General features: G+C 60.7%; 11 protein-coding genes. All 11 read left to right on the top strand.

What is annotated here, in order from left to right; genetic code table 11:
• The first annotated feature begins 504 nt into the window (after positions 1-504).
• The 11 genes from flhA (at position 505) to F2P67_RS18950 (ending at position 12,972) form a co-directional block, all read left to right on the top strand.
• Complete coding sequence (gene flhA, locus F2P67_RS19000) at positions 505-2,634, top strand: flagellar biosynthesis protein FlhA (RefSeq protein WP_166222411.1); 2,130 nt, start codon at positions 505-507, stop codon at positions 2,632-2,634.
• An 11-nt stretch (positions 2,635-2,645) separates the two neighbouring features.
• Entirely contained in the window at positions 2,646-3,986 is a 1,341-nt protein-coding gene (gene flhF / locus F2P67_RS18995; protein WP_166222409.1) for a flagellar biosynthesis GTPase FlhF, read from the top strand.
• Positions 3,987-4,102: 116 nt separating this feature from the next.
• Positions 4,103-4,933 (top strand): flagellar synthesis regulator FleN, encoded by an 831-nt coding sequence (gene fleN / locus F2P67_RS18990; RefSeq protein ID WP_003222917.1) that lies wholly within the window; start codon positions 4,103-4,105, stop codon positions 4,931-4,933.
• On the top strand, positions 4,930-5,670 hold the full coding sequence (fliA, locus tag F2P67_RS18985; protein WP_007920004.1) for an RNA polymerase sigma factor FliA: 741 nt from the start codon (positions 4,930-4,932) through the stop codon (positions 5,668-5,670). The genes fleN and fliA overlap by 4 nt, the downstream gene beginning before the upstream one ends.
• A 166-nt stretch (positions 5,671-5,836) precedes the next feature.
• Positions 5,837-6,208, top strand: a complete 372-nt coding sequence (locus F2P67_RS18980; protein ID WP_003183998.1) for a chemotaxis response regulator CheY — start codon at positions 5,837-5,839, stop codon at positions 6,206-6,208.
• Positions 6,209-6,225: 17 nt separating this feature from the next.
• Positions 6,226-7,014 (top strand): protein phosphatase CheZ, encoded by a 789-nt coding sequence (locus F2P67_RS18975; RefSeq protein ID WP_095190695.1) that lies wholly within the window; start codon positions 6,226-6,228, stop codon positions 7,012-7,014.
• Positions 7,015-7,049: 35 nt separating this feature from the next.
• Positions 7,050-9,314 (top strand): chemotaxis protein CheA, encoded by a 2,265-nt coding sequence (locus F2P67_RS18970; RefSeq protein ID WP_166222407.1) that lies wholly within the window; start codon positions 7,050-7,052, stop codon positions 9,312-9,314.
• A gap of 49 nt (positions 9,315-9,363) precedes the next feature.
• A complete protein-coding gene (locus F2P67_RS18965; RefSeq protein ID WP_166222405.1) occupies positions 9,364-10,497 on the top strand; it encodes a protein-glutamate methylesterase/protein-glutamine glutaminase in 1,134 nt (377 codons plus the stop codon).
• A complete protein-coding gene (locus F2P67_RS18960) occupies positions 10,497-11,237 on the top strand; it encodes a flagellar motor protein (RefSeq protein ID WP_096822161.1) in 741 nt (246 codons plus the stop codon). Before F2P67_RS18965 ends, F2P67_RS18960 begins: the two co-directional genes overlap by 1 nt.
• Before the next feature lie 12 nt (positions 11,238-11,249).
• Positions 11,250-12,140, top strand: a complete 891-nt coding sequence (gene motD / locus F2P67_RS18955; protein ID WP_166222403.1) for a flagellar motor protein MotD — start codon at positions 11,250-11,252, stop codon at positions 12,138-12,140.
• A gap of 43 nt (positions 12,141-12,183) precedes the next feature.
• Positions 12,184-12,972: a ParA family protein gene (locus tag F2P67_RS18950; RefSeq protein WP_008077691.1), complete on the top strand. Its 789-nt coding sequence runs from the start codon at positions 12,184-12,186 to the stop codon at positions 12,970-12,972.

Raw genomic sequence — 12,972 nt, 5'->3', positions numbered from 1 at the left:
CAAGGATCCCGGCGCACCGAAGTGCCCCACGCAAAGCCGCCATAACGAAATGGCGGGACTCGCGCACCTTGAAAATTGCCGAGCTGCTAAACCCGATCACTGAACAATCAGCGACCGACCCACAATAGAACCCGACCCCAAGGCGTACAAGCCGGCGGATTCTGGCTTGGCTGTAGGCAAAGGCGCAAGGGTGCGTAGCCTGAAAGGCGTGTCTGGAAGTGTCTTTTAAACGCAAGTGTTTAAAAGGCGATTTGCGCTGACTTTACTGGCCCCTTCGCGAGCAAGCCCGCTCCCACATTTGGAACGCATTCCACTTCACTATTTGGAATGCATTTCCTCTGTGGGAGCGGGTTTGCTCGTGAAGGGGCCATTTCGGGCAGCGGAAAACCCTCGGTTAAACCCCTCTGTTTCAATCATTGGCAAAAGTTGGAAGGCTTCTTGCAGTACCCGCCCTGAGCCCGCTCTGGGCGTCAAAAGTTTGCTTTAAAGGAACGGGGAAAACCGGTGGATCGCTCTCAGTTATTCAACACTGCACGCACAAACGTTGCCGACCTCAGTCGAGGCAATCTGGGCGTGCCGTTGTTGCTGCTGGTGATGCTGGCGATGATGATGTTGCCGGTGCCGCCGTTCCTGCTCGACGTGTTCTTCACCTTCAACATCGCCCTGTCGATTGTCGTGCTGCTGGTCTGCGTTTACGCGCTGCGGCCGCTGGATTTTGCGGTGTTCCCGACGATTCTGCTGGTCGCGACTTTGCTGCGGCTGGCGTTGAACGTGGCGTCCACGCGCGTGGTCATGCTCCACGGCCAGGACGGCCACGCCGCTGCCGGTAAGGTGATTCAGGCTTTCGGTGAAGTGGTGATCGGCGGTAACTACGTGGTCGGTATCGTGGTGTTCGCGATCTTGATGATCATCAACTTCGTCGTGGTGACCAAGGGTGCCGGGCGGATTTCCGAGGTCAGCGCGCGTTTCACCCTCGATGCAATGCCCGGCAAACAAATGGCGATCGACGCCGACCTCAACGCCGGTCTGATCGACCAGAACCAGGCCAAGGCACGTCGTTCCGAAGTGGCCCAGGAGGCCGAGTTCTACGGTTCGATGGACGGTGCCAGCAAGTTCGTTCGCGGCGACGCCATCGCCGGCCTGCTGATTCTGTTCATCAACCTCATCGGCGGCATGGCCGTCGGTATCTTCCAGCACAACATGAGCTTCGGCGATGCCGGTCGGGTTTACGCCTTGCTGACCATCGGTGACGGTTTGGTGGCGCAATTGCCATCACTGTTGTTATCAACAGCGGCGGCGATCATGGTGACCCGTGCTTCCGGCTCGGAAGACATGGGCAAGCAGATCAATCGTCAGATGTTCGCCTCGCCGAAAGCGCTGGCGGTGGCCGCAGGCTTGATGGCGGTCATGGGCCTGGTGCCGGGCATGCCGCACTTCTCATTCCTGAGCATGGCGGCGCTGGCAGCGGGTGGCGCGTACCTGTTCTGGAAGAAACAGAACGTGGCCAAGGTGCAGGCGCTGCAAGAGGTCAAGCGTCAGCAGGAACTGCTGCCGTCGCCGGCCCGCGCCATGGAAACCAAAGAGCTGGGCTGGGACGACGTGACGCCCATCGACATGATTGGTCTGGAAGTCGGTTATCGCCTGATCCCGCTGGTGGATCGCAATCAGGGTGGGCAGTTGCTGGCGCGGATCAAGGGCGTGCGCAAGAAGCTCTCGCAGGATCTGGGCTTCCTGATGCCGACCGTGCACATCCGCGACAACCTCGATCTGGCGCCGAGCGCCTATCGCCTGACCCTGATGGGCGTGATTCTGGCCGAGGCCGAGATCTACCCGGATCGCGAACTGGCGATCAACCCGGGGCAGGTCTACGGCTCGCTCAACGGCATCAACGCCAAAGATCCGGCTTTCGGCCTGGAGGCGGTATGGATCGAAATCAGCCAGCGTGCCCAGGCGCAATCCCTCGGTTACACCGTGGTTGATGCCAGCACCGTGGTCGCCACCCACTTGAATCAGATTCTGTACAAGCACTCCAGTGAGCTGATCGGCCACGAAGAAGTGCAGCAGCTCATGCAATTGCTGGCCAAAAGCTCGCCGAAACTGGCTGAAGAGCTGGTGCCGGGTGTGCTTTCGTTGTCACAACTGCTCAAGGTGTTGCAGGCGCTGCTGGCCGAACACGTGCCGGTACGCGACATTCGCAGCATTGCCGAAGCCATCGCCAACAACGCTGCCAAGAGTCAAGATACCGCCGCATTGGTGGCGGTGGTGCGGGTCGGCGTATCGCGCGCCATCGTCCAAAGCATTGTAGGCACTGAGTCCGAGCTGCCTGTGATCACCCTGGAACCAAGGTTGGAACAAATATTGCTCAATAGTCTGCAAAAGGCAGGACAAGGCTCGGAAGAGGGCGTTCTGCTGGAGCCAAGCATGGCCGAGAAGCTGCAACGTTCGCTCATCGAAGCGGCGCAGCGTCAGGAAATGCAAGGTCAACCGGTGATCCTGCTGGTGGCCGGCCCGATTCGCGCGATGCTCTCGCGCTTCGGCCGCCTCGCCGTCCCAGGGCTGCACGTGCTGGCCTACCAGGAAATTCCGGACAACAAGCAAGTGACCATCGTTGCGACAGTAGGGCCCAACGGCTGAGGTAGTGGTTTATGCAAGTTAAGCGTTTTTTCGCCGCCGATATGCGTCAGGCCATGAAGCTGGTTCGTGATGAGCTGGGCGCTGATGCCGCCATCATTGGCAACCGCCGCATTGCCGGCGGCGTCGAACTGACGGCGGCGCTGGATTACAAATTGTCGGCGCTGGCACCGCGTGTTCCGAACATGGAACTCGAAGACGAGCTGCGCAAGACGCAATCACGCATCGTCACCGCCCAAGCCGAACTGAGCCTGCGTGGCGAAGCCGACGGCAACACCAATCGCCAGTTGTTCGCCGGGCTGCCGTTGACGGCCGGTCTGCCGCTGACCGCTGCCGAACCATTGAGCGAACCGACTTACGCGGCCCCGGCACGTCCGGCCGCTGTGGCCCCTGTGGCGAGCGCGGGTGTCGATCCGCGTGCGCTGGATTCGATGCGTTTTGAATTGAACAGCCTGCGCGAGCTGATGGAAGTGCAGCTCGGCACACTGGCTTGGAATCAGCTGCAAGGCAGCCGTCCGGCGCAAGCCAATCTGTATCGCCGTCTGCAACGCATCGGCCTGTCCGGGCCGTTGTCGCGCGATCTGCTGGCGATGATCACTGATATCGAAGAGCCTCGTCAGGCCTGGCGCATGCTGCTGGCGCACTTGGCGCGGATGATCGCCATTCCGGAAGTCGAGCCGCTGGAAGAGGGCGGTGTGATCGCCATGGTCGGCCCGGCCGGTATGGGCAAAACCACCACGCTGGCCAAACTCGCGGCGCGTTACGTGCTCAAGTATGGCGCGCAGAATGTTGCACTGGTGAGCATGGACAGTTTCCGCATCGGCGCGCAGGAACAACTGAAGACCTTGGGGCGGATTCTCAATGTCTCGGTGACGCACGTCGATCCCGGTCAGTCGCTGGTGCAGGCGCTGGATCCACTGCTGCGCAAGCGCGTGGTGCTGATCGACACCGCCGGCCTGCAGGCCAGCGATCCGGCCCTGCGCATGCAGCTGGAAAGCCTGGCCGGTCGTGGCATTCGTTCAAAAAATTATCTGGTACTGGCAACCACCAGCCAGAAACAGGTTCTAACCGCCGCTTATCACAGTTACAAGCGTTGCGGGCTCGCCGGGTGCATCCTGACTAAACTGGATGAGACGGCCAGCCTTGGCGAAGTGTTGAGCCTGGCGATCAGTCATGAATTGCCGGTCGCGTACCTGACCGATGGCCCACGGATTCCGGATGATCTGCATCTGCCGCGCCGTCATCAATTGGTCAGCCGCGCCGTCAGCGTGCAAATGCAGGAAGAACCCAGCGAAGAAGCCATGGCTGACATGTTCGCTGATATCTATCACAGCCCGACCAAGCAGGTAGGCTGAGGTATTCATGAACAGTTTTTGTACCTACATCGATGGTCTGCCATGCATTGTTCCGGTTGTGAACGCGCAGCCAGTAATGTGGCCTCCGTCTATGCAAGACAAGGTAAAGAAATAACATGGGCAGCATGCATCCCGTACAGGTGATCGCGGTGACCGGCGGCAAAGGTGGCGTCGGGAAGACTAACGTGTCAGTGAACTTGTCGCTGGCGCTGGCAGAGCTTGGCCGTCGGGTCATGCTGCTGGACGCCGACCTGGGCCTGGCGAACGTCGACGTATTGCTGGGGCTTACCCCTAAACGCACGCTGGCCGACGTCATCGAAGGCCGCTGCGAATTGCGCGACGTGCTGTTGCAAGGCCCTGGCGGCATTCGCATCGTACCGGCCGCGTCCGGTACCCAGAGCATGGTGCACCTGAGCCCGGCGCAACATGCCGGTCTGATTCAGGCGTTCAGTGACATCGGCGACAATCTCGACGTACTGGTGATCGACACCGCTGCGGGTATTGGTGACTCGGTAGTCAGTTTTGTTCGCGCAGCGCAAGAAGTGTTGCTGGTGGTCTGCGACGAGCCGACCTCGATCACCGATGCCTACGCGCTGATCAAACTGCTTAACCGCGATTACGGCATGAACCGCTTCCGTGTTCTCGCCAACATGGCGCAGAGCCCGCAGGAAGGTCGCAACCTGTTCGCCAAGTTGACCAAGGTCACGGATCGCTTCCTTGACGTGGCCCTACAATACGTCGGCGCCGTGCCTTACGACGAAAGCGTGCGCAAGGCAGTGCAGAAGCAACGCGCCGTCTACGAAGCCTTCCCGCGTTCCAAGTGCGCGCTGGCATTCAAGGCCATTGCGCAGAAGGTCGACACCTGGCCGCTGCCGGCCAACCCGCGCGGCCACCTTGAGTTTTTTGTCGAGCGCCTCGTGCAGCAAACGGCAGGGCCCGTGCTATGACCGCCAGCGGTATGAACTACTACAAGAAGTCGGCACGTGACGCGCAGTACGAGCTGATCGAGCGTTACGCGCCACTGGTCAAACGCATTGCCTACCACCTGCTGGCACGGTTGCCGGCGAGTGTGCAGGTCGAGGATCTGATTCAGGCCGGGATGATCGGTCTGCTGGAAGTCTCGACCAAATATGACGCCAGCAAAGGCGCCAGTTTCGAAACGTACGCGGGCATTCGAATCCGCGGCGCGATGCTCGACGAAGTGCGCAAAGGGGACTGGGCACCACGCTCGGTTCACCGCAACACCCGTATGGTCAGTGACGCGATTCGCTCAATTGAAGCTAAAACAGGCCGTGATGCTAAAGATCACGAGGTTGCGGCCGAACTCCAATTGAGTCTCGACGATTACTACGGGATTTTGAATGACACCTTGGGCAGCCGCCTGTTCAGTTTCGACGACCTGTTGCAGGACGGCGAACACGAAGGGCTGCACGAGGATGGCGCCAGTGCTCATCTTGAGCCGTCACGCGATCTGGAAGATGAACGCTTTCAGGCGGCGCTGGCGGACGCGATTGCCAATTTGCCGGAGCGTGAGCGACTGGTGTTGGCGCTGTACTACGACGAAGAGCTGAACCTCAAGGAGATCGGTGAAGTCCTTGGCGTCAGTGAATCGCGGGTCAGCCAGTTACACAGCCAGTGCGCGGCCCGTTTGCGGGGGCGTTTGGGGGAGTGGCGAGCGCGCTGAAGGCAGTGTGGGGACACTGCGAACGAGGCTGGTGCGGTGATGAACGGCACCGGTCTTGCTCTGTTGTGCTCCAGACAGTCTTCGAGTGCTACGCCGATTGATTGAAATGGCGCGTCCAGGTGCTGGGCGCGTTTAAGACTGCTTGGAGGTCGAATTGGACAAGAACATGAAAATCCTCATCGTTGATGACTTCTCAACGATGCGGCGGATCATCAAGAACCTGCTGCGTGATCTGGGGTTCACCAACACCGTCGAGGCCGACGATGGCACTACCGCCATTCCGGTGCTCAACAGCGGAAGCATCGACTTTCTGGTAACAGACTGGAACATGCCGGGCATGACCGGTATCGACCTGCTGCGCCACGTGCGTGCCGACGAAAAACTCAAGCACCTGCCGGTGCTGATGGTGACCGCTGAAGCCAAGCGCGAGCAGATCATCGAAGCCGCACAGGCCGGTGTGAACGGCTACGTGGTCAAACCTTTCACGGCTCAGGCGCTGAAAGAAAAAATCGAGAAGATTTTCGAACGCATCGGCTGATGACGCGCGGGGGAGCTATGGAGCATAACGAATCTTCACAGGGCGATTTCGAGTCGACCCTGAAAAAACACGCGGTCGAACTGGTCGAAAGCCTTGAAAAAGGCAGGTTCGGCGACGCTGTGCAACTGATCCATGAGCTCAATCAGACCCGTGACCGCGGCCTGTATCAGGAAGTCGGCAAGCTCACACGCGAACTGCACAGTGCGATCGTCAACTTCCAGATCGATCCGCACATGCCGCAGGCCGAGGAAGTGTCGCAAATCACCGACGCCACCGAACGCCTGGGCTATGTGGTCAAGCTGACCGAAGCCGCGGCCAACCGCACCATGGATTTGGTGGAAAGCGCCACGCCGGTGGTCAATGGACTGGCTGACGAAGCCCAGGCCTTGAGCACCGATTGGGGCCGTTTCATGCGTCGCGAGGTCGGGGCTGAAGAGTTCCGCGAACTGGCGCGCCGGGTCGACGGTTTTCTGTCGCGCAGCAGTACGGACAACCGTGCGGTGTCGAGCAACCTCAACGACATCCTGCTGGCCCAGGATTACCAGGACCTGACCGGTCAGGTGATCAAGCGTGTGACCCAGCTGGTCACCGAAGTCGAAAGCAATCTGCTCAAACTCGTGCTCATGGCCAGTCAGGTGGACCGCTTTGCGGGCATCGAACATGACCGTGCGGCGATGCTCGCGGAAAAAGATCCACAAAAACATCTCTCGCAGGGTGAAGGTCCGCAGATTCATGCCGATAAACGAGAAGACGTTGTGTCCGGTCAGGACGATGTGGACGATTTGCTATCCAGCCTTGGATTTTGAGTTTAGGTTTTTAGACCTGTAGGAGCACCCCATTAATGAGCTTCGGCGCCGATGAAGAGATCCTTCAGGATTTCCTGGTTGAGGCCGGCGAGATTCTTGAGCAACTGTCCGAACAACTGGTCGAGCTGGAAAGCCGCCCGGATGACGCAGATCTGCTCAACGCAATTTTTCGCGGTTTCCACACTGTAAAAGGGGGCGCCGGCTTCCTTCAGCTCAACGAGCTGGTGGAGTGCTGTCACATCGCCGAAAACGTGTTCGACATCCTGCGCAAGGGTGAGCGTCGCGTTGATGCAGAACTGATGGACGTTGTCCTCGAAGCACTGGACGCGGTGAACAGCATGTTCAGCGAAGTTCGCGAACGCGCACCGATTACCGCTGCGACCCCGGAGCTGCTGGCGGCGCTGGCACGTCTGGCCGAGCCGCAATCGGCCGATGAAGCCCCGGCTTCGCCGGTGGCCGAGATGATCGAAGAACTGGTCGTCGAAGGCGATTCGGGCGACATCACTGATAACGAATTTGAGCAGTTGCTGGATTCGCTGAACGCCGTCAAGGCCGAAGCCGAAGCCCCGGTGGCTGCCGCTGCACCTGCGCAAACTGCCGAAGAGGCAGCCAGCGATGAAATCACTGACGCCGAATTCGAGTCGCTGCTCGACCAGTTGCACGGTAAAGGCCAGTTCGCCGCAGACGCTGTCGCGCCAGCGGCGGCCAAACCTGCAGCTCCAGCGGCAGGCGACAGCTCGGACATCACCGACGACGAATTCGAAGCCTTGCTCGATCAGTTGCACGGCAAAGGCAACTTTGCCGTCGAAGCACTGGAGTCGGCGATTGCCTCCGCTCCTGCGCCAGCCGCACCGGCCGCCGCCGCTGCCGGCAGCGATCTGATCAGCGATCACGAATTCGAATCGCTGCTCGACGAATTGCACGGCAAAGGCAAGTTCACTGACGTCGGCGCTGCTGCAGGTTCCGCTTCAACCGTCGCCACGCCTGCCGCCAAGGCCCCGGCGGCAGCGGCTGCTGTACCAAAACCTGCCGCTAAACCCGAGCCAAAAGCCGAAGCGCCAAAACCGGCCGCTGCTCCGGCGCCGGCCCGTGCCGCCGCCGCACCGCCACCGGAAAAACCGGCGAGCGAAGCCGAGACTACCGTGCGGGTCGACACTGCACGTCTCGACGAAATCATGAACATGGTCGGCGAGCTGGTGCTGGTGCGTAACCGTCTGGTGCGCTTGGGTCTCAACAGCGGCGACGAAGCCATGTCCAAAGCCGTGTCGAACCTCGACGTGGTGACGGCTGACTTGCAGACCGCGGTGATGAAGACGCGAATGCAGCCGATCAAGAAAGTGTTCGGGCGCTTCCCGCGTCTGGTTCGCGATCTGGCGCGTCAGCTCAAGAAAGAGATCAACCTGGAACTGGTCGGCGAAGAAACCGACCTCGACAAAAACCTTGTCGAGGCGCTGGCCGATCCGCTGGTCCACTTGGTGCGCAACGCGGTCGACCACGGCATCGAGTCGCCGGAAGAGCGCGAAGCGTCGGGCAAGGCTCGTGGCGGTCGCGTGGTACTGGCGGCCGAGCAGGAAGGCGACCATATCCTGCTGTCGATCTCTGACGACGGTAAAGGCATGGACCCGAACGTCCTGCGTTCGATCGCGGTGAAACGCGGTGTGATGGACAAGGACGCGGCCGATCGCCTGAGCGATACCGAGTGCTACAACCTGATCTTCGCCCCGGGTTTCTCGACCAAGACCGAGATCTCCGACGTGTCTGGCCGCGGCGTCGGCATGGACGTGGTGAAGACCAAGATTTCCCAGCTCAACGGTTCGATCAACATCTACTCGACCAAGGGCCAGGGTTCGAAGATCGTCATCAAGGTGCCGCTGACGCTCGCGATCATGCCGACCCTGATGGTGATGCTCGGCAATCAAGCGTTCGCGTTCCCGCTGGTCAACGTCAACGAAATCTTCCACCTCGACCTGTCGACCACCAACGTCGTGGACGGTCAGGAAGTGGTGATCGTGCGGGACAAGGCGTTGCCATTGTTCTACCTCAAGCGCTGGCTGGTCAGCTCCGCCGCTCACGAAGAGCAGCGCGAAGGCCATGTGGTGATCCTGTCGGTGGGCACTCAGCGGATCGGCTTCGTCGTCGATCAACTGGTCGGCCAGGAAGAAGTGGTCATCAAGCCATTGGGCAAAATGCTGCAGGGCACTCCGGGCATGTCCGGCGCCACCATCACCGGTGACGGCCGCATCGCTCTGATCCTCGATGTTCCTAGCATGCTCAAGCGTTACGCCGCACGGCGTATTTGAATCCGGGGCAGCGGGGCGATGACGCTCCGCTGCACCTAATGGAGTGTTTATGGCAGTCAAAGTCCTGGTGGTGGACGATTCGGGTTTTTTCCGCCGCCGCGTCTCGGAAATTCTTTCAGCGGATCCGAGCATCCAGGTGGTCGGCACGGCCACCAACGGTAAAGAGGCGATCGATCAGGCCCTGGCCCTCAAGCCGGACGTGATCACCATGGACTACGAGATGCCGATGATGGACGGCATCACGGCCGTGCGGCACATCATGCAGCGCTGCCCGACCCCGGTGTTGATGTTCTCCTCGCTGACCCATGAAGGCGCGCGGGTAACCCTCGATGCGCTGGACGCCGGCGCGGTGGATTTCCTGCCGAAGAATTTCGAAGACATCTCGCGCAATCCGGAGAAGGTCAAGCAACTGCTGTGCGAGAAGGTTCACAGCATCTCGCGCAGTAACCGTCGTTTCAGCGCGTACAGCGCGCCGGCCCCGGTTGCTGCTCCAGCGCCTGCGCCAGCTCCGGCACCTGCGTCGAGCTTCGGCAGCCACAGCGCACCGGCCCGTCCGGCGCCAGCGCCTGCACCGACTCGTGCGCCGGCCGCCAGCGCTTCGTCGCCGGCACCCAAGCGCAAAGCCTACAAACTGGTCGCCATCGGTACATCGACCGGCGGGCCGGTTGCTTTGCAGCGGGTCCTGACCCAGTTGCCGGCGAACTTCCCGGCGCCGATCGTGCTGATCCAGCACATGCCGGCGGCGTTTACCAAGGCCTTCGCCGAGCGTCTCGACAAGCTCTGCCGCATCAGCGTCAAGGAAGCCGAGGATGGCGACATCCTGCGTCCGGGCCTGGCGTTGCTGGCCCCGGGTGGCAAGCAAATGATGATCGACGGCCGTGGCGCGGTGAAAATCCTCCCGGGCGACGAACGTCTGAACTACAAGCCGTGCGTGGACATCACCTTCGGTTCTGCCGCGAAATCCTACGGCGACAAAGTTCTGGCGGTCGTGTTGACCGGCATGGGCGCCGACGGCCGCGAAGGTGCGCGTCTGCTCAAGCAGGGCGGTAGCTCGGTGTGGGCACAGGACGAAGCCAGCTGCGTGATTTACGGCATGCCGATGGCCATCGTCAAAGCTGACCTCGCCGACGCGGTGTACAGCCTGGACGACATCGGCAAGCACATCGTCGAGGCGTGTATCTGATGGATGTTCTAAGCCTTATCGGGATCATCATGGCGTTTGTCGCCATCATCGGCGGCAACTACCTGGAAGGTGGTCACCTCGGTGCACTGGCCAACGGCCCGGCGGCGCTGATCGTACTCGGTGGCACCATCGGTGCGGCGCTGCTGCAATCGCCGATGAGCGCATTCAAGCGCGCCATGCAGATTCTGGCGTGGATCTTTTTCCCGCCGCGTGTGGACCTGGCCGGCGGTATCGACCGCGTGGTCAACTGGAGCCTCACCGCGCGTAAAGAAGGCCTCTTGGGTCTGGAAGGCGTAGCCGATGCCGAACCCGACGCCTACTCGCGCAAAGGCCTGCAATTGCTGGTCGATGGCGCCGAGCCGGAAGCAATCCGCAGCATCCTCGAAGTGGATTTCTACACCCAGGAAGCACGTGACATCGAAGCCGCCAAGGTCTTTGAAAGCATGGGCGGTTACGCGCCGACCATCGGCATCATCGGTGCGGTGATGGGCCTGATCCACGTGATGGGCAACCTGGCCGATCCGACGCAACTGGGCAGCGGCATCGCCGTGGCATTCGTTGCGACCATCTATGGTGTAGCGAGTGCCAACCTGATCCTGCTGCCGGTGGCAGCCAAGTTGAAGTCAATCGCGTTGCGGCAGTCGCGTTATCGCGAAATGTTGTTGGAAGGCATTCTGTCGATCGCCGAAGGTGAAAACCCACGCTCCATCGAGTTGAAGCTGCAAGGCTTCATGGATTAAGGGAATAACCTCATGGCTCGTCGTCGCCAACATGAAGAGCACGTAAACCATGAACGCTGGCTGGTTTCCTACGCCGACTTCATCACGCTGCTGTTCGCCTTTTTCGTGGTGATGTACTCGATCTCGTCGATCAACGAGGGCAAGTACAAGATCATTTCCGAAGCGCTGATCGGGGTCTTCACCGACTCCGATCGCTCGCTCAAGCCGATCCCGATCGGCGAAGAACGACCGAAGACCGTGACCCCGGCCAAACCGCTGGTCAAGGATGCCGAACAGGTCGACGCCGGCATTGCCGGGGCCAGTGATCCGCTGAAAAGCATCGCCGACGACATCAGTGCGGCGTTCGGCGACCTGATCTCCTCTAACCAGATGACCGTGCGCGGCAACGAGCTGTGGGTCGAGATCGAACTCAACTCCAGCCTGTTGTTTGGCAGCGGTGATGCGATGCCGAGCGACATCGCGTTCAACATCATCGACAAGGTTGCCGCGATCCTCAAACCGTTCGACAACCCGATTCACGTTGAAGGCTTCACCGACGATCAACCGATTCGTACCGCGCAGTACCCGACCAACTGGGAACTGTCTTCGGCGCGTTCGGCGAGCATCGTGCGCATGCTGGCCATGCAGGGTGTGAACCCCGGTCGTCTGGCATCGGTGGGTTACGGTGAGTTCCAGCCAGTGGCCAACAACGCCACGGCCGAGGGCCGCGCGAAGAACCGTCGTGTGGTGCTCGTGGTGTCGCGAAATCTCGATGTGCGCCGCAGTCTCACGGGCACCGGCACCGCCAATGCGCAACCGGACGCTGCACTCAAGCGGGCTGGCACACAAACTGCACCGACCCCGGTCAAGACGCCGGGACGCGAGAGTGCCGTCAATTCTCCGTCACCCGCATTAATACGCTGAGCTATGTCTCGGTCGAGCATATCGGCCGGGAGGAACGAACCGAATGAGAGTCTGGGCAGTCGCCAATCAAAAGGGTGGTGTCGGTAAAACCACATCTTCCATCGCTTTAGCCGGGTTGCTGGCCGAGGCGGGCAAGCGCGTGGTTGTGGTCGATCTCGACCCGCACGGCTCGATGACCAGCTATTTCGGCTACGACCCCGACAGTCTGGAACACAGCAACTACGACCTGTTTCTGCACAAGGGCAGCGTGCCGCAAGGCTTGCCCGGGCAGTTGCTGCTGTCGACCAGCGACGAACGCATTTCCCTGCTGCCGTCGAGCACCGCGCTCGCCACCCTCGAGCGTCAGTCGCCGGGGCAGAGTGGCTTGGGCCTGGTGATCGCCAAGAGTCTGGCGCAGCTGTGGCAGGACTTCGATTACGCCGTGATCGACAGCCCGCCGTTGCTCGGTGTGCTGATGGTCAACGCCCTTGCGGCCAGTCAGCAACTGGTGATTCCGGTGCAGACCGAGCATCTGGCCGTGAAAGGCCTGGAACGGATGGTCAACACTCTCGCGATGATCAATCGCTCGCGCAAACAGGCGTTGCCGTTCAGCATCGTGCCCACCCTGTTCGATCGCCGTACCCAGGCATCGATGCACACCTTGCGCGTGCTGCGTGACAAATTCCCCGACGAGATCTGGCAGGGTTACATCCCGGTCGATACCCGTCTGCGCGACGCCAGCCGTGCCGGTGTCACGCCTTCGCAATTCGACGGCAAGAGCCGTGGCGTGTTGGCTTATCGCGCGCTGCTCAAGCATCTGTTGGCGCAACAACTTGTTCCGCAGGTGGCGTGA

The sequence above is a fragment of the Pseudomonas atagonensis genome (assembly GCF_011369485.1).
GTDB classification, from domain to species: Bacteria; Pseudomonadota; Gammaproteobacteria; order Pseudomonadales; family Pseudomonadaceae; genus Aquipseudomonas; species Aquipseudomonas atagonensis.
Note: the sequence above shows the minus strand (reverse complement) of the source record. Positions and strands in the feature narration are given on the sequence as shown.